This window comes from Verrucomicrobiota bacterium, from assembly GCA_039027815.1.
Classification (GTDB): domain Bacteria; phylum Verrucomicrobiota; class Verrucomicrobiia; order Verrucomicrobiales; family JBCCJK01; genus JBCCJK01.
Window position 1 is genome coordinate 77848 of the sequence record JBCCJK010000003.1, and the last position, 26087, is coordinate 103934.

General features: G+C 59.7%; 19 protein-coding genes. 12 read left to right on the top strand and 7 right to left on the bottom strand.

Features of this window, described 5'->3' with window-relative positions:
- Positions 1-29 precede the first annotated feature (29 nt).
- Positions 30-593, top strand: coding sequence for a helix-turn-helix domain-containing protein (locus AAF555_02115; protein ID MEM6910353.1), 564 nt, complete (start codon positions 30-32; stop codon positions 591-593).
- A 33-nt stretch (positions 594-626) separates the two neighbouring features.
- Positions 627-1772 carry a PLP-dependent transferase gene (locus AAF555_02120; GenBank protein ID MEM6910354.1) on the top strand — a complete coding sequence of 382 codons (1146 nt, stop codon included), beginning with the start codon at positions 627-629 and terminating at the stop codon, positions 1770-1772.
- A gap of 344 nt (positions 1773-2116) precedes the next feature.
- On the opposite strand, the gene AAF555_02125 is transcribed toward AAF555_02120, so the two are convergent.
- From AAF555_02125 to AAF555_02140, 4 genes are all read right to left on the bottom strand, one after another.
- Positions 2117-2662 carry an AprI/Inh family metalloprotease inhibitor gene (locus AAF555_02125; GenBank protein MEM6910355.1) on the bottom strand — a complete coding sequence of 182 codons (546 nt, stop codon included), beginning with the start codon at positions 2660-2662 and terminating at the stop codon, positions 2117-2119.
- Between the two features lie 422 nt (positions 2663-3084).
- On the bottom strand, positions 3085-3801 hold the full coding sequence (locus tag AAF555_02130; protein MEM6910356.1) for an anti-sigma factor: 717 nt from the start codon (positions 3799-3801) through the stop codon (positions 3085-3087).
- A complete protein-coding gene (locus tag AAF555_02135) occupies positions 3786-4328 on the bottom strand; it encodes a sigma-70 family RNA polymerase sigma factor (GenBank protein MEM6910357.1) in 543 nt (180 codons plus the stop codon). The genes AAF555_02130 and AAF555_02135 overlap by 16 nt, the downstream gene beginning before the upstream one ends.
- 124 nt (positions 4329-4452) lie before the next feature.
- Positions 4453-5319, bottom strand: a complete 867-nt coding sequence (locus AAF555_02140; GenBank protein MEM6910358.1) for a DUF4394 domain-containing protein — start codon at positions 5317-5319, stop codon at positions 4453-4455.
- Between the two features lie 327 nt (positions 5320-5646).
- Between AAF555_02140 and AAF555_02145 the strand changes: the two genes are divergently transcribed.
- From AAF555_02145 to pyrC, 3 genes are all read left to right on the top strand, one after another.
- Entirely contained in the window at positions 5647-6060 is a 414-nt protein-coding gene (locus tag AAF555_02145; GenBank protein ID MEM6910359.1) for a nuclear transport factor 2 family protein, read from the top strand.
- Between the two features lie 325 nt (positions 6061-6385).
- Positions 6386-7885 (top strand): PLP-dependent transferase, encoded by a 1500-nt coding sequence (locus AAF555_02150; GenBank protein ID MEM6910360.1) that lies wholly within the window; start codon positions 6386-6388, stop codon positions 7883-7885.
- Positions 7886-7889: 4 nt separating this feature from the next.
- Entirely contained in the window at positions 7890-8900 is a 1011-nt protein-coding gene (gene pyrC, locus AAF555_02155; protein MEM6910361.1) for a dihydroorotase, read from the top strand.
- Between the two features lie 229 nt (positions 8901-9129).
- Here the strand turns inward: pyrC and AAF555_02160 are convergent, their stop codons facing one another.
- Positions 9130-11826, bottom strand: coding sequence for a choice-of-anchor K domain-containing protein (locus tag AAF555_02160; GenBank protein MEM6910362.1), 2697 nt, complete (start codon positions 11824-11826; stop codon positions 9130-9132).
- Positions 11827-12100: 274 nt separating this feature from the next.
- Between AAF555_02160 and AAF555_02165 the strand changes: the two genes are divergently transcribed.
- From AAF555_02165 to AAF555_02180, 4 genes are all read left to right on the top strand, one after another.
- Positions 12101-13729, top strand: a complete 1629-nt coding sequence (locus AAF555_02165) for a hypothetical protein (GenBank protein ID MEM6910363.1) — start codon at positions 12101-12103, stop codon at positions 13727-13729.
- A gap of 42 nt (positions 13730-13771) precedes the next feature.
- Positions 13772-14176, top strand: a complete 405-nt coding sequence (locus AAF555_02170; protein ID MEM6910364.1) for a VOC family protein — start codon at positions 13772-13774, stop codon at positions 14174-14176.
- Positions 14173-15024 carry a formyltetrahydrofolate deformylase gene (gene purU, locus AAF555_02175; GenBank protein MEM6910365.1) on the top strand — a complete coding sequence of 284 codons (852 nt, stop codon included), beginning with the start codon at positions 14173-14175 and terminating at the stop codon, positions 15022-15024. The genes AAF555_02170 and purU overlap by 4 nt, the downstream gene beginning before the upstream one ends.
- A gap of 77 nt (positions 15025-15101) precedes the next feature.
- Complete coding sequence (locus AAF555_02180; protein MEM6910366.1) at positions 15102-18212, top strand: SUMF1/EgtB/PvdO family nonheme iron enzyme; 3111 nt, start codon at positions 15102-15104, stop codon at positions 18210-18212.
- 150 nt (positions 18213-18362) lie between these two features.
- Here the strand turns inward: AAF555_02180 and AAF555_02185 are convergent, their stop codons facing one another.
- Both AAF555_02185 and AAF555_02190 read right to left on the bottom strand, forming a co-directional pair.
- Entirely contained in the window at positions 18363-20852 is a 2490-nt protein-coding gene (locus tag AAF555_02185; protein MEM6910367.1) for a CapA family protein, read from the bottom strand.
- A complete protein-coding gene (locus tag AAF555_02190; GenBank protein ID MEM6910368.1) occupies positions 20849-22162 on the bottom strand; it encodes a DUF4424 family protein in 1314 nt (437 codons plus the stop codon). Before AAF555_02190 ends, AAF555_02185 begins: the two co-directional genes overlap by 4 nt.
- A gap of 146 nt (positions 22163-22308) precedes the next feature.
- Here AAF555_02190 and acs point away from each other — a divergent pair, with 146 nt between their 5' ends.
- The 3 genes from acs (at position 22309) to AAF555_02205 (ending at position 25716) form a co-directional block, all read left to right on the top strand.
- On the top strand, positions 22309-24231 hold the full coding sequence (acs, locus tag AAF555_02195; protein ID MEM6910369.1) for an acetate--CoA ligase: 1923 nt from the start codon (positions 22309-22311) through the stop codon (positions 24229-24231).
- Between the two features lie 46 nt (positions 24232-24277).
- On the top strand, positions 24278-25135 hold the full coding sequence (locus AAF555_02200; protein MEM6910370.1) for a hypothetical protein: 858 nt from the start codon (positions 24278-24280) through the stop codon (positions 25133-25135).
- A 239-nt stretch (positions 25136-25374) separates the two neighbouring features.
- Positions 25375-25716, top strand: a complete 342-nt coding sequence (locus tag AAF555_02205; protein MEM6910371.1) for a DUF2288 family protein — start codon at positions 25375-25377, stop codon at positions 25714-25716.
- Positions 25717-26087: the final 371 nt, after the last annotated feature.

A 26087-nucleotide genomic window follows, 5' to 3' on the forward strand; every position in this document is an offset into this window, starting at 1 on the left:
TTCTCTCCCAGAGACTCGGCCACAAACCCATGCCTGAGTCGACGGTCGCCCGCAGGACCTTGTCCAATCCCCAACACGTCGCCTGGCGCTTGTTGCTCACCACGCACGCCATTGTCACCCGGCGGGTCGACGTGGCTCTCAAAGCCTCCCATTGCATCCCTTTCGAATGGTATGACGTGCTCATGGCATTGAACGACGAACCGGACCATCGCCTGCGCATGGGCGAGCTGGCCGATGCCACCCTCCTGAGCCACAGCGGACTCTCCCGGCGAGTCAAACGTCTGACCGCGGCCGGGCTCATTCGGAGGGAGCCCAACGAAAAAGACGGTCGGAGCTTTTACGCCGTCCTCACCAAACGGGGTCGCCAAGCCCTCCTGGATGCTTGGCCCATCTACCGAGAAGTCATCGAAAGCGATTTCACCCAACACCTCACCGAAATCAACGCCAGCCAAGTCAATCGCACCCTCGACAAAGTGCTCCAAGCCGTAGGCAGCCCCCGACAACGTCGTCTCTACCAAGACCAGATCACCGACGAACCCCGAACCCTGAAACCTGAAAAACGCGAGAATCTCCTCCCCAAAAGACCGCTTTGACTTCCCTGGCCCCGCAGTGCAAGGGGACGAACCGTGAGCGAACCTTCCCAGCCTCGACCCGCCACCCGCGCCATCCATCTCGGCCAGCGCTACAAAGGGGAGACCGGCGCCGTCATGCCGCCACCCTGGCTGACCAGCACCTTTGCACATGGAAATCCCGCAGGCTTCGACTACACCCGCAGCGGCAACCCCAGCTTCCAAAACCTCGAGGAAGTCGTCGCCTCTCTCGAAAGCGCCTCGCACGCCACCGCCTTCGCGAGCGGCGTCTCCGCCATCACCGCCATCGTCTCCACCTTAAAAAGTGGTGACCTCGTCCTGGCCGAGGAAAACATCTACGGCTGCACCTACCGCCTCTTCGCCCAAGTCTTCGCAAAATTCGGGGTCCAAGTCGAATACCTCAACTTCGCTCACGAAGGCACCTGGCAAGCCATTTCAGAAAAGAACCCCGCTCTCGTCTGGATCGAAACCCCCACCAACCCCCTCCTAAAAATCATCGACATCGCAGGCGTGGCCTCCGTCTGCCACGAGGCAGGCGCACCTCTCGTCGTCGACAACACCTTCGCCTCCAGCCTCTTACAGCGCCCCCTTGAACTGGGAGCCACCTTGAGCCTCCTCTCGCTCACCAAATACACCAACGGCCACTCCGACGCCCTCGGCGGCGCCGTCGCCACTCACGATCCCGAGTGGAACGAGAAATTGCTCTTCTCCCAAAAAGCCCTCGGCCTCCAGCCCGCCCCCTTCGACTGCTGGCTCATCCAACGCGGCGCTCGCACCGAAGCCCTCCGGATGAAAGCCCACAGCGAAAACGCCCTCAGCCTCGCCCGCTACCTCGAAAGCGACCTCCAAGCCCCCCTCGTCCGCTACCCCTTCCTGGAAAGCCACCCCCAGCACGCCCTCGCCGAGCGACAAATGACCGGCGGCAGCGGCATCGTCATCGCCGACTTCGGCCTCCCGCTCGAAGAAACACTCGAACGAGCCAAAGCCCTCCGCTGGTTCACCCTCGCCGAAAGCCTCGGCGGCATCGAAAGCCTCATCTGCCACCCCGCCAGCATGACCCACGCCTCCGTCCCCAAAGCCGTGCGCGAAAAAGTCGGCATCACCGACTCCCTCATCCGCTTCAGCGTCGGCATTGAGGCAATGGAAGACCTCCTCGAAGATGTCGCACAAGCCTTCGCCTAATACCAAGCTGCAGAATTGGCTGGTAGAATGGCCGAGTGGATTTCGGGCCAGACCAAGGCGCGACGAGGGCGCGGTGCAGGCACCCTAACCGAGGAGCAACGCTGGGCTGGCTCGAAAGACACCGGCTCTTCCTTCCCCGCGCTTCAGCGCCTCTTCCCCACACCACCCTCCCTCCATTCTAACAGTGAATTCTGGAGGTTGGTATAAGGTGCCGGTTTCCCATTGGCCGTGGCCGCCCTTTGAGATGGAAACCATTGAGCCACTTCCAATAACCAAACCAGAGGGGACCGATCCGCAGGCAGCGCCTCCAGAGGAGTGGTAGCGCTGGGGAGGCAAAAAGTTTCTCAACGTGTCAGGGTCAGCCCGCCGCCCTTTAACACATTGGGACCAGTGACGCTGAGGGAATGACGCTTATCCCCGAAGGCATCTTGAATGACGAGATTGTATCCCTCCAGACTCCACCTGGAAATACCGAACAAATCCTCGTGAAAACAACCTCCGGTCGTCAGCCTATATTGGTTGGTCGCCGGGATTTTGTTTGCTTGGAGGGTCATGGTGCAACGTTTCCCATCGGCCTGCACTACATTCCATTTTCCAACGTAGGCTGAAGGGCCGGGAAATGCGCGAGCCGCCCCCGAACCTACCAGTCCGGAGAAGTCCAGGGATGCCGAGGTCGACGAGGATTCGGTCGTCTTCACGATCGCTCCGTCGGCGGCGCGACCAATTCTCTCCTCAGTTTTTGTTTTCTTCTTCTGGATCTGATTGGTCGCCGAGCTGGGTGATGGCATCAGAACTGGTTGTCCGTCGGTATTGGTCGCCAACCCATTGGCAGCCGGTGTGGCTAGGCCGGTTGTGTCAGTTGTCTCGCAAGAGCACAAAATGAAGCTCATGGCCAAAACTAAGGCAGCGGCAGAAAATCTCCTCACGTCTGCCGTTATCGTGAGGCAATCTGATCGTCAAGCGCAAAGAACAGCCGCTTACTTGTGGGGAAACTAGAAGCGGTCTCGCGAATAGAAGTCGTATTATTTGTGAGGTGTATAGGAGTCATGGATGAATAGGGTAAAGAACCAATGGGATATCGCGAAGACCATCCTAGCAGAAGTCCCCCGAAAACTACAGTAGCAAGCTTTCCCCGGTGGCCCGCGACGTCCCCGGCGCGGTGGGGGGAGACTTCTTGTTCTGGGTGCAGCCTTACCCAAGTGATCGATAGCCGGAAAGGCCTTGGGTGGGTGAGTGGTTTGCGAATCGGCTCATCGCCCCCGCCGCGCTGGGGACGTCGCGGCCCACCGATACTAGGCGGTTTCAAAGAGTGTCAGCTCGCCTGAAATAAGTCGGCGTCGAAGAATTCGTCGGTCGCCAAAATCGCCCCGGTCGGCGCGCCGGTTGGCGAGCCGCCTTCGGGTTCCTCCGAAACGGCTAATACTCCACCGTCGATCAAGGCTGCCATCTCGGGAGCGATCTCGAACAAGCTTTCCCGATCCGTCGGAATTACGCCCAGGGACACCGGCGCATCAGCCTTCGCGCCGATCACCCAAAGCTCAAAATCCCGGCCGGTCGCGGGCGCACCTTGTTCGGGAATGACCTTGAATAGGTTTCCGGTAGGGGCATAGCCGGCCTCGATATGGACTGCACCGTCTTCCGAGATCAGGGTGGCATGGAGCGTTGGATCAAATGCCGGGCCCCGCCGCATTTGGCTGAAGGCAAGGAACGCGAGAACCGCAACCGCGGCCAAGGCGGAAAACGCCAGCAAACCCCGAGGCCATCGACGCTCGGGACGGGCGTCCTCACCACTCAGTTCGGCGACCAGCTTCGCTCTGACCGAAGGTGAAGGAACCTCGTCTGGAGAATCGGAAGCCAAAGCTGCGAACTCGGCCTCCCAAAACCGCACCAGCTCACGCAGCTCCGCTTCAGTCTGAAGCCGCGTTTCGAAGGCCCGCTCCGCGTCCACGTCCAGCAGACGCAAGACGTATTCGGCCGCCAGCGCCTCGTCTTCAGGGATGTCCTCTTGGTCACTCATCGCGACAGGCATTCCCTCAAAGAGATGAGACTACGGCGCAGCCAGGTTCGCATCGTGTTGAGCGGCACCTCAAAGCGGTCTGCAAGCGCTTGATACGTCACCCCGTCGAGATAGGCAGCGCGGACCGCATCGGCCCGGTCGGGCGGCAGCTCTTCGAAACAGGCGCTGATTCGGCGCTGTTCCGACGCCGCAATACTTGCCGCATCCGGCCCCGGTCGCTTTTCGACAAGTTCACCGACGCTGTCGAGGTCCACGTGATTGACTTTTCTCGCCCGGAGCCGGTCAATCGACAGATTTCTTGCCACGGTAATGAGCCACGTCATTGGAGAATGGCCCGTAACCGCGTATCTCCCAGCCTTGGTCCAAATGCGGAGATACACGTCTTGCAGTGCCTCCTCCGCTTCGTCCCTGCTCTTCAAAACACCGAGACACACACTGAATAGTTTCCCGCTCGTAGCATCGTAGAGCGCGGCCAGTGCAGCCCGGTCGCCGAGGGCGACCTTGCCAATCAGTTCTTCGATGTCCTCGCGTTCCGTCACTTGGGTCGGAAGCCGTTCAAAACGCTTCTCCAAATGACTAACCGAAATAGCCCCGCACGGCAAACTCTTGCCGCCGGGGCTATCCCGAGCAGGTAGCAACTGACTTTCTACCTTGCCTCGAAGGCTATTTGCCGAGCGATGCCGCGAAGCCGGTAATACCGCCCATCCCGAGATCGGCCTTCAGAGTTGCCGCGCCCGTTTCGAGATCGATCTCGTAGAGACCAGCCGACGCCGCCCCCTCCAGTTGCAGGATCGCAAGCGCCATGTCTTCGCCTTCTTCGGGCGAGACGATGTCGAAACCACCCATCGGAGCCAGATCCACAGGGGCACCATCAACGGTGATCTTGCCGATGGTCTCCAAAGTGCCGGCATTGTTGGCCAAGCTCACCAGCGTGTCGGTTGCGGCATCGAGCGCATATTGGAACGTCGAACCAGCCGTCTTGCCGTTGATGGCGTTGGTATACGCATTGGCGAAGATCATCGGCGTGGTGCCTGCCATGGAGTCACCCTCCGCATACGCTAGGTTGGTGAACCGGCGCACGGAACCGGCGCGCTCATCATTGTCACCGAAGCCATCGGGGAAGTAGACAAGATTGTCCCCCGCCGATGTCACCGCGCGCACCGCGTCGATTTTGTTGTTGAAGTCAAACGCGACCATCTTGCCCTCGCCGATTATCGCGTCACTCATGAATATGGCTTTCAGATCGGTCATCTCACCAGACATCGGATCAATCGTCGCAATCATACCATCGGAGAAGCCCAAGAGTTCGCCAGTCACGGGACGCCAGGCAATTGCCTGCAAGGGTGATGCCAAGCTGTAGATCACCACGTCGCCAGGGGAATTCACATCGCCCATCACGACGAGCGTTTCTCCATCATCCGACAGAGCATAACCGGAAACCGCTGCGTGACCTGCTGCAAATCCCTGAGTGGCTGCCAAGGCAGCCATGGACATCAAAAGAGCTAGATTTTTCATTGTTTGTTTTTTCAATTTCGTTTTCGGGCACCGATCTCGATGCCTCTATCCCTGAGCCACGAGAAGCCCCGCCCGATAGTTTCAGCACGATTTAGAAAATTCGGGATGATTTCGCAGTGATGCCAGAACCGAGGAGCTGGGAAATTGCTTTCCGGCCCCGATCAACCTTCAGGGCTGGCCGCTCTTCCTTCCAGCTGCCTGCCTGACTCGCCATTTTGGTCTTGGACGAACACAAGGGCGCACGCGCGGAAGTCGGTGGATCGCGACGACGGTTGAACAAAATGGGACTGGTCGACCAATGCTACTTGATTCGAGTGATGGCGAAGGAATACGGTGGCCTCGATGAGCACGGAAGCGGACCGCGAAAAACTCAGGTATGGATATGAACTTTGGGCGGCGGCGGACCCGGCGGCGGTGGAGTATTTTTTAGAACTGCTCGCGGACGATATCGATTGGAAGTCTCTGGGCGAGGGTCGTCCCGGGATGGAGTTCTCCCGCTCCCGGTCGGGCAAACACGAAGTGCTGGGTTACTTCCAGGATATTGCGGCGAAATGGGAGTTGGTGAACTACAAGGTGGAGGAAATCGTCTCGGAGGGTGAGCGTCACATCGTGATTTGCGAATGCGCTTGGAAACATGGCGCGACCGGAAAGGTCGTGGAGACACCGAAGCTCGACTCGTATCGGATGAAGGACGGTCTCATCGTCGAATTTCGCGAATACTACGATACGGCGAAAACGGTCGAGGCCGCGATTTAGAATGAGATCAAGGCCGGGCCGGAGCGCTCTCTAGCGAGCCAAGATTCGCGTGCTTTGCTCCACGATTCCGAGGGCGTTTTCCCATCGTCTTACGAGAAGATCGAGGAGCAAGCCGAGGGGTCATCCAAAAGGGGTCAGTCAATCCAAAAGGGGTCAGTCAACAAGAATCAAATTTCAGATTCCGATTGTTACCTTGGCCTGCTGATGCTCAAGGAGTTTGCCCATCACAGAGGGAGCCCGTCTGAGAGGGCTTGAGGAGGGTGGTTTTTTGCCTCCCACCCACAGCGATTGACTTCCCCCTAGCGAAAGTGCATGGACTCATCCCGTGAGCGACCTATCCCAGCCCACTCATCATCGACCTGAGGATCTTGGGAAGCCCCTGCCGGATAGTCCGCATGCTTGTTCGGTCACCTTGCCCACCTGGGAAAGCATCATCGGCTACGAGGAAAAGGACCCTCAGGTCTTCAATCAACTGCAAACCGGCTACCCCCGCTTCGTCCTCCACCCCATCGTGGCCCAGCTTTGCTCCCGAGTGGAAGCAGAACTTGGCCAGCCGGGCGAACGCGCCCTCCTCTTCCCTTGCGAAGAAGCCGCCAGCCGCGCCGGCCATTTCGTCCTTCACCAAAACGCAGACGCGGTCGTTTGGATCTCCCCCACCGACTACCAGGACTGCCACGCCCTTCTCGTCCAAGAGCAGGACTTCCCGCACGCCTTCCGCTACTGGCAACACACCGGAGAGATCCTCTCCAGCCGCCAAGCTGAATCCTACCTCGAAGGCAAAGCCCCAGAAAAGTCGGCCACCGAAAATCAAAAATCAAAAATCATCCGCAATCGACTCGCCCAGCTCTACGGTGTTCCAGCGGACCACATCTTCCTCACCAGCGGTGGTATGGCCTCCCTCTTCCTTGCCCTGCGGGCTGTCACCGCCCTCCATCCCGGCCAGGAAACCCTCCACCTCGAATTTCCCTACGTCGATCTCCTCAAAATTCAAGAGCAGTTCAGCCCGGGCGTCCGCTTCTATCCCTGTGCCACCGGGAGCGCCCTCGAGCACGCCCTCGAATGGATTGAGAGCGACACTCCGCCCGCCGCCATTTTCGCCGAAGTTCCCAGCAACCCCCTCTTGCGCACCCTCGACCTAACCGATCTCCAATCGAGGATCGCCTATCGAAAATCACCCCTCATCCTGGACGACACCCTCACCAGCGTGGCCAACCTCTCCCTCCTGCCCCACGCCGACCTCGTCTCCACCAGTCTCACCAAGTGGTTTTCCGGCGGGGGAGACGTTCTGGCTGGCTCCCTCATCGTCAATCCGGCCAGCCCCCACGCCGACTTCTTTCGCGAATTTTTCGCCAACGATTCCGCGACTCCCCTCCACCCGCTCGACGCCGAAGTCCTGGAAAAGAATAGCCGCGACTTCTTAGAGCGCATGCACCGGGCCAACGAGAGCGGCCAGGCTCTCGCGCATTTCCTACGCACCCACCCCGCCGTCGAGGAAGTCTACTACCCGGATCAAAGCCCCTCTTACCAGGAACTCATGCAACCAAAAGGTGGCTTCGGCGGTCTTCTCTCGTTTGTCCTGAAAGACCCCCAAAAAACGACCCCCCGCTTCTACGACGAGATCGCCTGGTGCAAAGGTCCCAGCCTCGGCACGAACTTCAGCCTGCTCAGTCCCTACACCCAGCTCGCTCATTATCGCGAGCTGGAATGGGCTGAATTCTGCGGAGTCTCCCGGCACCTCCTGCGCCTCTCCGTCGGCCAAGAACCCCAAGCCCTCCTCCTCCAACGCCTCGAGGAGGCGCTCTCTTCACTGAACACTGCAAACTGAAAACTTGAAACTCTTTCAGCCCCTCGACATGCACCTCCACCTCCGCGAGGGCAGCATGCAACAACTGGTGACCCCGCTCTCCAGCGAAACCTTCGCCGGCGCCGTCATCATGCCGAATCTGGTGCCGGCAGTGGACCATCTCGAGCGCCTACTCAGCTATCGCCGCCAGATCGAAACCACCGTCCAAAGTCATGGACACCAGTTTGTCCCCTTCATGACCCTCTTCTTCCGCGACTACAGCGAAGCGGAGTTGGCCACCGCCCGGAGCGAAATCATCGGGATCAAACTCTATCCCGCCGGCGCCACCACCAACAGCGAGGCCGGCGTCCAAGCCATGGACGACGCCGAACCCACCCTCAAGCGCATGGAGGAAATGGGCATCCGGCTCCTGGTCCACGGAGAGACCCACGGCTTCGTCATGGACCGGGAGGCTGAATTTCTCTCCATCTACGATCACCTAGCCCGTAAATTTCCCAAGCTCCAGATCACCATGGAACACATCACCACAGCCCAGGCCGTGGCGCTCCTGGATGAGCATGAGAATCTCTTTGCCACCGTCACCCTCCAGCACCTCCTCCTCACCCTCGACGACCTCGCTGGTGGCCCACTTCGTCCGCATCTCTTCTGCAAACCCATTGTCAAAAGGCCGGAGGACCGCGAGGCGCTCCTGAAGGCCGCCCTCGCCGCCCACCCCAAGCTCATGTTCGGCAGCGATAGCGCCCCTCATCCGCGCCACGCCAAGGAATCCTGTGGTTGCGCCGCCGGATGCTTCACCGCGCCGCTCGCCTTGGCGCGGCTCGCCGAACTCTTTGCAGAGCATCACGCCCTCGAAAACCTGCAAGCCTTCGTGAGCGATAACGCCCAAGCGAACTACACCCTCCCCCCCCTTCCCGAGAAAACAATCCATCTGGTAAAATCGGACCACTCCGTCCCTACAAAATATGGGATAGCGCCCGACGAGGTCATCCCCTTCGAGGCCGGCCGGACCCTTCCTTGGCTGGCCCAGGCTCTCTAGCCGGGCTCTCTTCTAATACCAAGCTGCAGAATTGGCTGGTAGAATGGCCGAGTGGATTTCGGGCCAGACCAAGGCGCGACCAGGGCGCGGTGCAGGCACCGTAACCGAGAAGCAACCCAGGGCTGGCTCGAAAGACACCGGCTCTTCCTTCCCCGCGCTTCAGCGCCTCTTCTCCACAACACCTCCCCTCCATTCTACCAGTGAATTCTGGAGCTTGGTATAAGGAAGCTCAATCGTTGATGGCGGTGGCGGTTCCGAGAATCTCGGACTGAACGCCATTGGCCTCGGTATACCACTCCACCACGAAGCGTCTCGCTTCTGGCGTCCAAATCACGACACTACCGCTCTGATCCCGACCCTGCCCCGAGGCTACGACTTGCCCTCGCTTGTAGGCTCTCCAATTGAATTTCAAGCGGGTGTGGGGATTGCTTATCACAGGATTGATATTGTCGTTCTCCACGATCCAAATACTGTTCGAGTATTGGTCGTAGGAATGAAGAGGCCGCAAGGGAGCGATCTCCAGCTCCGGTTCTGGCTCGGGAACCATCTCTTCGAACTCGATCCAGTTCACATTGTAGCCACCTCCGTGATTGAGGCGCAGCTCGACAAAGCCGCTCGCATCCACCTGGACGTTCTCGACACTCAAGGTGGTCCAACTTTGCCAGCCACCCGTCCCCGGCACCTCAAACGTGGCCAAGGTCTGCCCCGCTAAGGCCACGCTGAGATTACCGGGATCGCCTTGCGCCGAAGCCACCCGCACATGGATGTTGTAGCGGCCCGGCGTGGCTTCCACTGTGTAATCCTGCCACTCTCCGTTGGCGATCCAACCCACATTGTAGGCCCCCTCACTCGAGCCCTCCACGTCCACATCCTCATCGCGGTAGCTCCCTCCACTATTTCCGGAAGTTGGATCCACGTAAGCTTGCCCCGCTCCATCCGTATCGTAATCCTCCGCCTCAATCCGTCCGGGAAGCGTGTGCGCGGCAAATTGGCGATCCTGTGGGCTCGGCTCCGGTTCAGGCGTCGGCCCGGGTTCAGGTTGGGGTTCCGGATCAGGGATTTCCTCGTCCTGCCCTCCCAAGGGCACCCCATCGGCATTGGCGATATCACAACCTAGGATCTCGGTCGCGATGCCGCCAATGACCAGATACCACTCCACCTTCAGGCTCTTGGCGTAGGCTGAGTTCAGCGGATTGGGATTGCCATTATCCCAGCCTTCGGCCGATTGCAGCACATTGCCGAGGGCATGGTAGTCATCGTAGACGGTGAGGTTGTAGCGGATCTTGGTGTCCGGAGTGGAGTTGAGCGGAACGGAATTGGGGTTGGTCAGACTCCACTCCGTCGAGCCCGTGCCATTCCAGTGCTTGACCCATGAGATGGAAAGCGGGCTGTAGGCCGGGAGGCCGGGAGGAATGTCATAGAGGCCGCAGGGGCTGGCGTAGGTGCCGCCGCCGTCTTCTGGCTCGCTCTCCTCCTCCGACTCGATCTCTATGAATGTGGCATAAATGTCGCCGCTGGCCGACTTGCCCTCGTGCACGTGAAATTCGCTGACTGTCGCAAAGCCATTCTCCCCCTCATAGCCGAACTGCAATTCCACCCGATACTGCTTCCCATTGAGGGTTGTCTGGAAGTCACTACTGAGATTGCCCATGCGTACGAAATCGGCATCGTCGTCCAAGCTGACATAGTAGTTGGTCGTCGATTCCAGCTCGAGGTCGAAGCTGAAGGTCTCCGTCACCGCCGGCACCGTGAAATCGACCGTCACATCCAGCGTCACTTGCTGGGCTTCAGTCAGCGAGTAAATCGTGCCATTGAAATAATCCAAGGTGCCAAGCTTGAACCTTTCATCCGGGCGGACTTCGCTGAACTCCGCCCCGGTGAAGACGAGCGAGTTCGGCTCATCAAAGCCGCCCGCTGAGTAAGGCAGCCCATACTCGAAACGGCTCCCCTCTTCGAGAATCTCGTAGACCATATCCGTCGGGCCCTCCGCATCGCGGAAGCGACCACTGGCCGAACCGGAAAAGCGTTGCACCAGACTCTCGTAACGCTCGGAGACCACGATGCTATTTTCCCAATGCTGCGAATTTGCAGTCTGACAAAACGCCCGCACTTCGACACTCGGTCCCACCAGAATGGGTCCCGAGTAAATCGACCAATCCCCCTCCCCTAGCTTGTAATGCAGGACCGAGCTTCCGGTGGGATTGGGGTGAGCGATGGAGACCGTCAAAGGAAAGTCCTCGTAGGCCCATTCCCCCGTCGAGGGCGAGATGACCGGTGGCAAAAGGTTGCCCGGCGTGCTGATGGATCCTCCTCCGCCTGGGGTGCCCGCGGGGGTCGTCTCCTCATTTGCGGGGGCGATGGGGCCGAGGGGAGCGGCGGACTCGCTGAAATCCCAGACCCAGTTGTCCTCCGAAGCATAGACCACAGGCTGCTCCCGCACTTCCTGGGCATCCCCGGCTTGCATGGCGGTGGCCGCCAAAAGAGCGAAGCGTTTCACCCCGGGCCCAGTCGTGGCAAACTCGAACTGCGCCTTGTCGGCACTCCAGACCACCCGCCTCTCAGAAGAAGACGCCTCGTTGCTCTCCTGCCAGACGGGAGTCAAACGCTTGTCGACCACCGAACCCGAAAACCCGACCACTTGCTGATCCTGATGGGCCCGGGTTTTCAGCTTGGCAATCACCTCGTCCAATTCAGCGTCCTCATCAAAGGAACCACCCGAAGCCAGGTAGACCTTGACCGCCGCATTCAACTCTCTCACCTGGTGATCCAAGAGCGTCCTCTCGCTCTCCGCCCGGGCCCCGCCTAAGAGCATCACCGCCAGTCCCGCCAAAATACCAATCACCCCCACCGAGAGAACCAGTTCCACCAAGGTGAAACCAGCACAGCCAGGGCGCTTGCACTTTTGAAACGGATTGAAGGTAGGCATGGGACGAAGCACGATTTTGAAACCCTCGTGCGCGGCCTAATTGTATTATTTTCATAAATATCATCAAACTATTTTCTTATTTTTATGGAAGTTTACTTTATTTATTCTCAAAAATAAGAATTTCAAGGCCTCAACGGAGCCCTAGAAGGCAAAATGCCCGTTTTTTCCGCAGGAATTTGTTCCAACTTTTCTTTTGCCCCCAGCACTTTGTAGGGGGACGAATTCCTGCACCACTTCTCTTCCTTCGCGGAGGCAACCACCTTCGCTCCCACCCATGAGCTCTGAAAAAGGTCTCGATCTCAACACGCTGGACCTCATGCCCGACTGGGCCAAGGCCCCCGCGGAAACCAGTAAGTATGAAAACTACGAGGCTCCGCCTGAGCGGAAAGGCCGCGATGGGGACCGGCGGCGGGAGCCTGGGGGCGGCGGCGGTTCTCGTGGACCTCGCCCGGAGCGCGCTTCGAATCGGAGGCGAGAAGGCCCGCGAGATCGCCAGGAACGGCGACCACAGCGAGGGGCCGGTCGTCCTGATCGCCAAGAACCGCGCTTCACTCCCCTCCCGCAGCTCCCCAATTTCCGCCTCCGGGTGAAGCCCAAAAAGGCCGGCATCATCGCGCTCGCCGAGCAGATCAAGAAAAGCGGCCGCGCCTTTCCGGCCTTCGACCTCGCCCGACTGGTCTTGGGCGGAAAAGATCGCTACTGGCTGCACTTCGAGCAAAGCCCCAAGCCCGAAGGAAAAGCCCGCACCGAAATCTACCGCTGCCAACGCGATGGGTCCCTCTGGCTCTCCAAAACGGAAGCTCTGCGCCACCTCTGGAAAGCCGATTGGTTTGGCGACTTCTACCGTGTCCACGAAACCGAAACCGAAGGCCCCAAAGGCAGCTTCCAAGCGGTGGCCGTTTGCGGACTCAGCGGAGAACTCATTTGCCCGCCGAACTACCACGATTACCAAACTCTCCTCGCCAAGCGTCATCGGGAGCACTTCTCTCGCATGCCCTTCGAGCGCTACAAATCCAAGGTCGAACTCGTACGGGATGAAGAAAAAGTGGCGGAATGGGTCGCCCAGATGAAGACCCAAAAACAGTGGTTCCCTGCTCCTCCCAAACCAGAGAAAGCCAAGGAAGCGGCTGCCTCCGAGGGGGAACCCGCCACCGAAGCCCCCCTCGCTCCGTCCGAGGAAAGCCCTTCCCCGCCGGAAAGTGCCGCCCCCGTGGAATCCACTCCCCTTGAAGCGAGCGAGCCGAAATTCCTCCTCGCCACCTCCGGGGAACTCGAACGGCATTTCGCGGAAAACCACTTCGAAAAGGTCTTTGATCTGCTGCCCTCCAGCCGGACCTCGGGGGAGATTCCCGGCAAACTGCTCTCGCCCGACCTCTTGCAACTGGTGAAGGGCGTCACCGAACGCCTGCGCAAGAACCCCATGGACCTCGTCAAAATTCTTTGCCAGCAGTTGGAAGCACAGGGTATTCGGTTCTTCAAGTTCGGAGGGATCGTTTATGCCAGTCACGTGCGTCCAAAATACTTCGACGACAGCACCCCGGTCTCCGATCGGCTCCGCTCCATTCTCACCTTCCTCAAAGGACGCAAAAAAACCGTCCTCAAGGACATCGTAGACGCTCTTCAGCCCGGTTCCGCACTCGGCACCCCGACCGCCCCAGGCGAGGAAGCGCCCAAACTGAGCGAGGAAGAAGTCCACCTCCTGCGGGATGTCCGCTGGCTCCTTCAAGAAGGGTTGGTCAGCCAATTTGAGGACGGCTCCCTCGCCATCGTGCACAAGCAGCCCCGAACGCCGAAAGCCCAGGGAAACAAGCCCAAAGAGGATGCCCACCCGGCCGCCTCCGCCAGCGCGAAAGAAGCCCCCACTCCGGCGGCCGAGGACTCCAGCGAGCCCCGAGTGAATTGAATTCCTTGCCCTTCCCTCGAGGAGCCCTAGGTCATACCTGCGATGACTGTGCTCGAAAGCATCCTCTATGTTGATGACATCGACCGAGCTGAGGCCTTCTACACCCGGCTCTTCCGCTTGGAAGTGGAACACAAGGAACCGGGCCGGCACCTCTTCCTGAAGCTAGAGCACTCCATGTTGCTGCTCTTCCAGCCAGACCGCACCAGCCAAGACTCGGGCGACGGCGATTCCATCGATGTGCCCACCCACGGAGCCTACGGCCCAGGCCACCTCGCCTTCCGCATGCATCACGAAGAAGCGGTCACTTGGCGCGCCAAGCTGGCCAGCGAAGCCATCCCTCTCGAACGCGAAATTCGGTGGCCGAACGGCGGCCTTTCGCTCTACTTTCGCGATCCGGCCCAAAACAGCCTCGAACTTGCCACCCCGGACCTTTGGAACTTGTCATGAACCTCATCGCCCTCCTCCACGGTCCGGACAAACCGGGCATCGTGAGCGCCGTCTCCACCTGGATCTTCTCGAATGGAGGCAGCATCATTCACGCAGACCAGCACCGCGATAGCGAACTGGGCATCTTCTTCCAACGAGTCGAATGGAGCCAAGAAAAATTGGAAGAAGCCGCTCTCCGTGAACAGGCGAGCGCCTTCCGGGAATTCGCTCGCACCCAAGGCATGGAAGCGGGCGCCTGGTTGGCGAGCGATCGACCACGGGTCGCCCTTTTTGTCTCCAAGCAAGGACACGCCTTTCATGACCTCATGCTCCGCTGGCAATCGAAAGACCTGCCCTGCGAAATCGTGGCCGTCATCGGGAATCACGACCTTTGGGAAGAGACCTGCGATCACTACGGTGTGCCCTTCCACCACGTCGCCGTGACCGCCGACACCAAGCCAGAAGCCGAAGCCCAGCAGCAAGAGATCCTCTCCCAAGCCCAAGTCGATTTCGCCGTCCTCGCCCGCTACATGCAGGTTCTCAGCGGAGACTTTCTGGAAAAATTCCAGAAACCCGTCATCAACATCCACCACAGCTTCCTCCCCGCCTTCGCCGGGGCCCGTCCCTATCACCAGGCCCACACCCGGGGGGTGAAATTGATCGGGGCTACCGCCCACTATGTCACCGAAGTGCTCGACGATGGGCCGATCATCCACCAAGCGGTCGAGCGCATCAGCCACCGTCACACCGTGTCCGATCTGGTCCGCAAAGGGCAAGACCTAGAAAAGCTCGCCCTCAGCCAGGCCGTGCGCTGGCAGGTCGAACGCCGCATTCTCTCCTACGCCAACAAAACAGTGGTCTTCGACTGACGGGGAATCGACCACTCCCTGCTTGCCCGGACCGCTGGCCACGGCCACCTTGCGCCGGTCTCGCTTGCTGACCCACCATGTCCGTCGCCCCTGAGCAGCTTTTTCCCGAACTCACCTCCTGGAATTGCCTCGGCGGCAATGGCTTGGCCAGCCTCTACACGGCGCAAGTGCCCGACGGAAGCCAGACCTTCCTCGTCCACCTCCTCCTCGACCCCCTTTCGGGAGACGAAGCTCTCGCCCAAGCCTATCGGGAGCGCATCGCGCTAGCCAGCCAACTCCAGCACCCCTCCCTCGGACGCCTCTTGGGCTTTCGCGAAAGCGGCTCCAGCTGGGCGCTCGTGGAAGACCTCCCGACCGGGCAACCTCTCCGACATCGCATCCAAGCCGCCCGCCCCAGCCTCGACGACACCCTCGCGCTGGTGCGGGCCCTCTGCCCGCCCCTAGAGGCCGCCCAGGCCCTCGGCCACGGCCACGGCTGCGTCTGCCCCGACCTCGTCTTTTTGGATGAACGAAATACCCCGAAGCTCTCCGGCCTGGTCGCGGCCGAACTGACTGCCCGCCTCTTCCATCGCCGCCCTGAAGCCGCCCAAGGGCATCCCCTAGCCGGCCTCGAACGCTACCTCCCGCCTGAAATCACGATGGGCAAAACCTCTGAGAGCGACGCCATTGGCGACGTCCATGGACTCGGCTTCCTCGCGCAGGAAATGATCACCGGTCGCCTCCCGAATTCCTGGTCGGCCAAACTCCCGCTGCGGGGTGAGCCCCAGGCCGCTGACATCAACAGCATCCTGCTGTGCGCCTCGAACCAAAATCGCGAAGAGCGCTACCAGGCCATCGCGCAACTCCGGGACGACCTCGAAAACCGCCACTTCTCGCTCCGCCGAGCCGCGCCCGAAGCGCGCGACACCCCCAAGCGCGCCAGCGAAACCATGGAAGTCGCAGAAGAGCCTACCCGCCTGGCGCTCACGCCCAAAAACTTCAAATTCCTCTTCACCGCCCTCGGCCTCTCGGTAGGCGTAGGCATCTCCATCTTCGCCTTCCAAGCCCAGGAAAGCGATCAGCCACCACCCCCGCCGGCCAGCTTCGGAGAATCGCTGGCCCAGGCCATGGAGCGGATCGAAGCGGCCAGCCAGCTTTTTGAAAATGGAAACCGTGAGGAAGCCCTCAGCGCCATCCAGACCCTCATGCAAACCATGACGGCCGCCGGCAGTGGGGAGGGCATCGCCCAGCTCATGGGGATTCTACAAAGCGAAGGCGAACACGAAAGCGGACTGGCCCTGCTCCAGGAAGCCCAACTCAGCCTCCCGCCCGACAGCCAAGAACTCCAAGCAGCCCTCGATGGCCTCCGTGGGCAGCTCACTACCGACCAGCAGGACCTCCTGGCGGCCGAAGACGCCCTGCGCCAAGGACTCGTGGCCACCTCCCGAGAGCACCTGGCCGCCATGCTGGCCCGCGATCCCGAAAGCAAAGCCGCCCAAGCACTCCTCGCTCGGCCCGAATTTCGCCAAGCCGAAGAAGTCGAAGCCACCCTCCTTCAGCTCCAGCAAGACAACCCCCAGCAAACCCGCTGGTCCCCTCGTTACCGCATCCAAGAAAAAGGCCTCGCCCTCGACCTCAGCGAGCACGAAGAACTCCGCGACCTCTCCGCCCTCTCCTCGCTCCCCCTCACCTCCCTCGACCTGACCGGCACCGCCGTGAGCGACCTCTCCCCCCTGCAAGGTCTCCCCCTGAAAGAACTCCGCTTTGCCGACAGCCAAGTCGAAAACCTCGGCCCCACCGTCGGCATGCCGCTGGAAACCCTCACCTTCGAAGACTCACCCGCAGACAACGTCGGACTCCTGCGCGAATTCCAAGCCTTGGAAATCGTCCGCTTCACCCGCAATGGCGAACTCTACAGCAAACTCCCCGCACCCACCGCCGCCCGCTCCTGGGAAAACTCCCTCGGCCAGCGCTTTCGGCCCCTCCCCTGCAAGCCAACCGTGCTCGCCTCCATCTGGGAAACGCGCGTCAGCGACTACCAAGCCTTCCTCACCGCCACCCTCACCGAGCAAGGCACCGAAATCGGCGCCACCTGGCGGGAGCGCACCCGGAGCACCTTCGGCTCCCTCTCCCCCCGCGCCCCGGCCACCTTCATCAACATCCAGGAAGCCAGCGCCTTCTGTGACTGGCTCACCCTCTTCTCGCGTCGTCTGGGAGAAATCGACTCCGAAAGCCGCTACCGACTCCCTACCGACAGCGAATGGAGCCAACTTCTCGACCTCTCCGAACCCGCCGGCATCCCTCCCACCAATCGCCCCCTCTACCACGCCCCTCTCTACCCCGGCTCCAACCGCTGGCCCCTCGCCTTCGTCACCGAAAACTTCCCGGGCCAGGAAGCCGATGCCAGCCAAACCGCTCGCCTGGAAAACCACCAGGACCTCTTTCCTGGTCTCGCTCCGGTTGGCAAATCGGACCCCTGGAATGGCTTCTACGACCTGGCAGCCAACGTGCAGGAACTCTGTCTCCCGCCCACCAACCAATCCAGCCAAAGCGTGGCCCGCGGAAGCGCCTGGCGCCTTCCTCCTCTCCGTGAAGGGGACGACCTGCAAGAGCTTCTCGACCTCTCACGTCGCGAAACCATCGGCGTGCAGCAGCGGAGCGAACGCCTTGGATTCCGGGTCGTGCTCGACCTCGACCCCAAGCGGACCGAGCCCACCCCCCTCATCGAAATCTTCCTGAGCGGAGGGATCGAAAGCGTGGCACGGACCGCCAGCGAACTGCTCCAAAACCAGCGCGCCTCCAGCTTCCAAAAGCGGGCCGCCCTCTCGGCCCGTCGAACCATCGCCCCGCTCCGCCTCCGCTCCGCCCTCGCCGAAGCCATCGACATCGAGCTGGGCGCCCGTCGAATCACCTTGGTGGAGCTGGCAGCCAGCCCGGAAGAAGCCACCCTCTACGGCGAAGCCGTGGGAGCGCAGCTCGCCCGCCTGGCCATGGGGGAAGAGCTGGATGCCCTGCTCGAAGCCGTCCAAGAAACCGCCGAAAGCCCCGCCGCCTACTGGATCGAAATCGGGCAAGCTGGCAGCTCCCAGCCCACGCTGCTCATCGTAGAAGCACCCTTCGCGGCCCCTCTGAAAGTCGCCCTCTTCCAAGAATCCACCCTCCAACGCCACTTCTTCCTCCTAGAATGGCCCAGCGAAACCCAGCAGTAGCGCAGCCCAAAGGTTGCACTCATCCAGCCCAAGTCCAATCCTCAAAAGGCGAGGCATCCCCTGTGAACCCCGGCGTGGACCCATGACCTGCCTCACGAAAATCTACCTCTCCCTCTCGGCTTCGAAGCTTCTTCGAGGCTCGGGATTCTTCTACTCCACACGAAGGTTATGGAAACGTCGTCCCACAGCGACCTCCTCGATCCGACCCACAAATTCGGCTCCATCCATTTTGGGGAAGGCGAAATTTCCCAACGAAAAGTGAATCGGCACACCTCGCCAAAAATCGGTCGCTTGTGGAAGGTGAGGCCCCGTTCCGATGACCTCTCTCACACCTTGCCCCACCAACCACTTTGCCCATTTTCGTTGCGATAGAGTCAGCTCAGGACCATGATCCTTACCCCAATGAACCATCGCAAGAACCGCCCTTCCTGCACGCCTTTCCTTTTGGATGGCCTCTGCTAAGTGGTGTGCGTGATCGGGCAAAAGCAAAAGTCCAGCTCGCTCCTCTTCTGCGGCTAACTCAGATTCGAGGCAACTGACTGCAAACAGACTGACCTTGCCCTTCTCGAGCCTCAACGGACGAACAGCTTCTTTCAGATTCACACCGGCACCGAAAAAGGCGATCCCCGCATCGCGCAAACGTGCCAGGGTCGAATGGAGCCCCGCCTCACCGAAGTCATCCAGATGATTGTTCGCAAGGGAAACCGCATCGATTCCATGGGCAGCCAACTCTCGGGCAAGTCCCTCCTGCAAGCGAAACCGATAAGACCCTTCCTCCTCTCTCGGCCCGAGAGTGCCTTCTAGATTCAAGATCTGGTAGTCAGCTTGCTCCAAATCGGCCAGTCGAGCCTCCCAATCTACCTGTTCTCCATCTCGCAGCATCACATCTCCTCCGAAAGCGATTCGCGCCGCCGCGGCCGACTCTGGCAGGCGATACAAAGCGAACTTGGCCACTCCTTTTTCAGCGAGATAGGCTCCTAAATTCACCTTCTCGGGGAAGCCATTCAGGTGATGAACCACCATATCAGAGCGATCCACCGCTCCCAACACGCCGCGGTCTTCCCACATTGCCATGACATGATTTCCGAGATCAATCACCAGCCCACGCCCTTCGTCCCTTGCCTCGAAGCGAGGCTCGTCTTCTAAGGTCTGCTCCTTCGCCAAAGGCTCCAAAAAACGACGCAACTGCCCCGGGTCGCACCATGGAAGAGGGATTCCGCACCTCCGCCAGGCATACACGAGAAAGTTGGCGCAATCGTTTCCGGCGAGTGTTTCCGGGCCCGTCCGGTCCTCGTAGCGGAGAAACCCTGCCCCGAAAATGTAAGGTGATCCAAATTGCTCACTCAATCCTTTGAGAAAACCCTCCTTCACACCGAGTCGCAATTCCACGGTCGGTGTCCGTTCCCAGCCTCGATCAGTCTTCACCTCGGCAGACACCCGCAGCAGCCCATGTTCGTCTGGCAGCAAAGCGACTCCTTGAGCCCCTTTTAGCTGCAAACCGCCGCTGGGAAGCTCCCGAGCCCGTTCCGAGATCACCGGTGGAGCCGCTCCTGTGAACACCTTTCCTACGGGCAGTTCCGGGAGGACATTGTAGGTCACACGCTCCGGCACCCACTGCTTCCATCGCACTTTTTCGACCCTGCCCAAAGGACCCCCGGTCAGGCGGAGCGACCAGTCTTGGCCCTGCCCCCGCCACGCTCCGTCGAGACAATATTGAAGCCCCTTCACCTCGATTCGCCACTCCCCCTGTTCGATCAACCACTTCTCCAAAAGCGCCTCCCAGCGGTCTTCATGATCGAGAACCTGCAAGCGCTCGCGCGCGCTCAAGAGCCGAGAACGGACCGCAGCGGGTGCTTCCTCAATCTGCAAGCGTGGTGGTTCTAACCCTTGTTGGTAAAACTCCGCCGCCTTGCGCGATCGATCTGGCCCTTCTATCCCAAAGGGTTCCCACCCAATCTGTGAATTCCGAACCGAACAAGCCAAGTCGAGCGCCTGCCCTAAAAGCCGCCAAGCCGTGGCGTCATCCGGTTGCCATGGCCTCGACAAAGCAAAACTAACCGCAGCCAAGCCTTCTAATGATAACACCTGCTGCCAAATTTTCTGGAGCCTAATTTCGGCGAGCTCGGCCGATAGTTCCACGAAAGCGTCCAAATCAATGCTGACTGCGACGGCGCGAGTTTCCAGGGCTCCCGACTCGACCTCCTCCCACGCAGCCGCTCGAAAGCGCTCCCGCAGCTCTCCGGGGGCAAACCGTTCCATCTCGAGGCGGCGCTTGTGGGCATCTTCATCGCTTTCCTCCTCGGCCACCAGCCACAAAATCTCGCAGATTGGTTGAGGGGTTAAGGGAGCGATCCAATTGAAAGCTTCCACGCGACCCTCCCTTCGCCATTGACGCACCCGCTCTCGCCGATGTTCCCGACTTTGGACACGGCGCAAACCCACTTGCAGCTCATCTAAATCCCGCGGAGCAGAAGCATCGCTATGCGCATCCACTAAGAGCAGCACATGCTCCGCCTCCAGTGGCAAAACCTCCGCAAAAAAGCCCAAGCTCGCCGCATGATTGTCGGCCAAGTGAATTGGAAGAGCCCCTTCCCCAGCCGCCAGGCAAGCGGAGGCGAACCAAAGCGGCAGAAAGTTCATCTAGCTTGCTGGTAGACAGGTTCTTTCGCAAGAGACCGGTAAAGGACTACCTGACTGATACAGAGATCAGGAAACCGCTTCCCCGGATAGACTTCTCTCACGATAAGTCGCACGCTCTTTACCGGCTTTCTCCAGTCGAGAATTGGTAAGAAATAGGACTCACTTAGATCGGGAAGGCTGGCGTCGACGACATGCTCTTCATCGAGGACTAGATCGAGCCGAGCAGGCCGGGCGTTGTCACGAAAAAGCTCAGGGCGTTGCCAAGTCTGAAAGCCTGGTCGAATCCAGAGGCCCTCTAGGACAGAAGGCTCTTCCAAGGTAAATTCCAGCCACTCCCCTACTCCCGAGCCCTCCGCCCCCTCACTCCAGACTCCCTGCCTTTCAAAAACCCTCGAGGCCGCATAACGACCTTCTTCTTCAGAACTCAAGGTAGAGCTCGCCGACACGCTGACTTCGCCCACGTGCTCGCTCCACCTGCCCTGTCTGAGAAGATAAGGCCCCCAAGGGGAATAAAAACCAGGACACACCTGAATCGCAATGTCATCGGCAAGGGAAGGTTCTAGTTGTTGGAACTCCCATCGCCAGACTCCCTCTGGGTCCTTAAGAAAGGTTTCGAGAGGGCTCTCAATAACCACCTCCGCCGCCGGCACTCCGACTGCACGGATTTCGACCTTTCCCTTTTGAATGGGTCCCCTCCAAACCGCTCCCGTTGACAGGCGATAACGAAACCACTCAGCTCCTCGATGGACATCATCGCTGGAGGTCCTCCATTGACTGCTATGAACACATTGAAAGCGAATCTCCAGCTCGACTACGTCACTTTTGGGGAAACGAACTTCGGAAACTTGCCATCCTTGAACTCCTTTTAGGGCTTCGGCACCTGGAAACTCCTTGCCGGACCATACCTTCTCTGATGGGAGATACTCACTCTCGATTGCCTTGCCGTTCAGAGAGATTTCATAGTTTCTCAGGTCTTTCTCAAAAGGGTTGGGACTGGGCACAGGTTCTAACGACATCAAATCGCTCCGAATACTTTCCGCAGGAAATCCAAACCTCACCTTTCGGGACTTGCTGGACTGATTCTGCATTTTGTATCGCACCGTCACAAAACTCACGCCACGCCGAAGCTCGATCTGGAGATCCTCCTCGAGGATCGCTACATATTCGGTTCCCGACGGTTGGAAAGGAGCCACACTTCCTGAAAATTCTGCTCCAAAAGAATAGCCCCCTCCGTTGGCCATCGCATCAAGCGTCCAAGATGAAGAAAGCAACACAACGGACCAAAAGGCCCAACGGGAAATCGACTTCATTACCTGAAACCTAAACTCGTCCCCACATGGGGAAAGGCAAATGTTCTCAGGGCTCTCTCCCCTCTCGCTCGTCACCCGAGAGAGTCCTTGTCCCGAGAAGCGCCCATGCTTTCTTCCAGCTCCGTCTAACCCCCTACCCCCACCCCATGAGCGAACACGAACAGACTCTGTTCCCGCCCCCTGCCGACGTGGCCTCGAGCGCCCGCATCTCCAGCATGGAGCAATACCGGGAACTCTACCGCGAATCCCTCGACGATCCCGACGCCTTCTGGGCACGAGAAGCCGGCCAACTCCTTTGGCGCAAGCCCTGGGACCGCCTGCTCGACTGGCAACCTCCCTTCGCCAAATGGTTCGTGGGCGGCCAACTGAATGTCTCGGAAAACTGCCTCGACCGGCATTTAAAAACTCGCGGCGACCAAACGGCCCTCCTCTGGGAAGGCGAACCGGGCGAAGTGCTCGCGATCACCTACCGCCAGCTCCATGAACGGGTCTGTCGCTGTGCCTCCGCACTGACCGAACTGGGCGTCCAAGCAGGCGACCGCGTCATTCTCTACCTTCCCATGATCCCAGAAGCAGCCGTCGCCATGCTGGCCTGCGCCCGCATCGGGGCGGTGCATTCCGTCATCTTCGGGGGGTTCTCGGCGGACGCCATTCGCGAGCGAACCCAAGACGCCGGAGCCGAAACCATCATCACGGCCGACGGCAACTTCCGCCGTGGCCAAGCCCTCCCCCTGAAAGCCAATGTCGACTCAGCACTGGCTGGCCTCGACCAAGTCAAACGCGTCCTTGTGGTTCGCCGCACCGGCAGCGAAATCTCGATGCAATCTGGACGAGACCTTTGGTGGCACGAAGTGGTGGATTCCGCATCGCCCGACTTCCCACCGCCCGCCTTCGACGCCAACCACCCCCTCTTTATCCTCTACACCTCGGGATCGACCGGCAAGCCCAAAGGCATTCTCCACGGCTCGGGCGGCTACCTGGCCGGGGCCTCCCTCACCACGAAATACGTCTTCGATCTTCGTGACGAGGACCTCTACTGGTGCACGGCTGACGTCGGCTGGATCACCGGCCATAGCTACATCGTCTATGGACCGCTCGCTCAGGGCGCCACCACCCTCCTCTACGAAGGCGCGCCCAATCAGCCAGCGGAAGACCGCTTTTGGGACATCATTGAACGGCACCGCGTGACCGTCTTCTACACCGCGCCCACCGCCGTGCGGGCATTTATGAAATGGGGGCGCGTCCATCCTCAAAAACACGACCTCTCCTCACTTCGTTTGCTCGGCTCCGTCGGCGAACCTATCAATCCCGAAGCCTGGCACTGGTATCATCAGCAGATTGGCGGAGGTCGTTGCCCCATTCTGGACACCTGGTGGCAGACCGAAACCGGCGCCCACATGCTGACGCCCCTGCCCGGAGCCACCCCACTGAAACCCGGCTCAGCCACCCTGCCCTTCTTTGGGGTGGAGGCCGATATCGTGGACGAGCAAGGACAGCCCGTGCCGCCCCACACTCGCGGCCTCCTGGTCATCCGCCGCCCTTGGCCCTCGCTCATGCAGGGCTTGTATGGCGATGCCGAACGCTACCAAGAAGTCTACTGGAGTCGCTTCCCCGGGACCTACCTCGCCGGCGATGCCGCCACCCGGGACGAAGATGGCTACTTCTGGGTCATCGGTCGGATTGACGACGTTCTCAACGTCTCCGGCCATCGGCTCGGCACCGCCGAAATCGAATCCGCCTTGGTCGACCACGACGCAGTGGCCGAAGCGGCCGTGGTCGGTCGCCCAGATGAAATCAAAGGGGAGAGCATCGTCGCCTTCGTCATCCTCAAAGGACGCTACCAAGACAGCCCCGACCTCCGGGCCGAGCTCCGCCAGCACGTCGCCAAAGTCATCGGAGCCATCGCCCGGCCGGATGAAGTCCGCATCACCCCCGGGCTTCCCAAGACCCGCTCGGGCAAAATCATGCGTCGTCTGCTCAAAGAGATCACCCGCACGGGAGAAATCAGCGGCGACGTCACCACGCTCGACGACCCGCAAATCGTCGACGCGCTTCTCGGGCGAAATTAACCCTTTCCTTCCTCGTGCCCGTGGTCAGATTGGCCGTCCCCGCACCATGTCCTTCCTTGATCAGATTCTCAGTCAGCTCGGCTTCTCCGGACCCCGCAAGAGACTGGCGTTGCGGGCCAACCAAGAGCAGGAACTGCTGGTGGAGGCGGAGCAGCTCCTCGGAAAAATGGCCTGGGAAGACATCGAGCCGATCGAAGCCCTCTCAACCGACTACTGGAAAATCAAAGACCTCCGCCAACAACGCGTGAAGCTCGATGAACTCATCGAACAGAGCCACGCGGACATAGCGGAAAAAGAGGACCAACGGGCCGAAGTCGCCGAAGAACTCGAACGCCAAATCCGCCGAAAAAACGAAGAAAAGCAAAAGGTCCTCCCCAAGCTAGATGAAAACATCTTGGACCAAGAAGACCTCAAAATCGAAGCCGAAGGCATCAAAAACCGCTTCGACGGCCTCAAAGTGAAACTCCGCGTCCTCAAAAACGAGGGCCAGACAGAAGCGGAGCTCGAGCCAGTCCGAGCGGACATGACAAAAATCCGCGACCAATACAACGGCCTCAAAACACAACTCAACACCAAGAAAGAAGAGTTCGATCGACACAGCATCGATCTCGAAAAAAAAGAAGACGCCCTCTCGGAGCTGAAAAACCAGCTTCGCACCCGCATGCGCGAACTCACCGGCGCCCTGGGAAAGAAATCCAAGGCCCTGGCCGAACAAACTTCACATCGGGACTCCCTCGAACGCGAAGAAGGGAACCTCTACCAAAACATCGGACGTTTTCTCACCCGCCATCCAGACGACTCCCAAGCAACCCAAGAAGTCGTCAAAAAACACCAAAGCGCCATCCAAAAAGTCCGCGCCCTCCGGCACTCCGCCCTCCACCACCAGACCCTCGCCCGGCTCTAAAATACCAAGCTGCAGAATTGGCTGGTAGAATGGCCGAGTGGATTTCGGGCCAGACTAAGGCGCGACGAGGGCGCGGTGCTAGCACCGTAACCGAGGAGCAACGCAGGGCTGGCTCGAAAGACTCCGGCTCTCCCTTCCCCGCGCTTCAGCGCCTCTTCCCCACATCACCTTCCCTCCATTCTACCAGTGAATTCTGGAGGTTGGTATAACACCAAGCTCTAGAATCCATCTTCGCCGCCATGTCTTCTGAAGAGGAAACCTCTCTTCCCCACCAAATGCTAGGGGAGGATGTGCTCAGTCCGGAAGAAAAAATCGAAAAATACACCGGGGAAATCGACTGGAAATACCTCCGGCCCCACTACGAAAGCGGAGTCCTGCACTGGGTCGATCCCGAACTCGACCTCGCCACCGTGGCCCGCGCCTTCCACCAAGACAAGGCATCGCAAGTGGCCGACTGGCTGGGCCGAGGAGACCTCGTCAAAATCGGTCCCCAACACGCCCAGCAGTGGGACCAAGCCACCGCCCCTCGCTTCCGCGCCACGGTCGTCACCCCCTTCGTGCTGATGCAGCCCCTACCCTAGCAGCGGTCTCGCAAATAGAAGTCGTATTCTTTGTGAGGTGTATAGGAGTCATCGATGAATAGGGCAGAGAACCAAAGGGATATCGCGAAGACCATCCTAGCAGAAGCCCCCCGGAAACCAGAGTAGCAAGCTTTCCCCGGTGGCCCGCGCCGGGGACGTCGCGGGCCACCAATACTAGGCGGTTTCAAAAAGCGGTCTCCATGAATGGAAATCGTCCTATTTATGAGACCGCTGCTAGTGTCCTGTTAGGGAAAAAAGTATCATTGATAATTTGTACTTTTTCTCCGATGGTCGAGTATGCAAGTATGGCAAAAGGACGACCGAAAGCACCGTTGGAATTGAGCAAGGAAGAGCGCGAAGTGTTGGAGAAA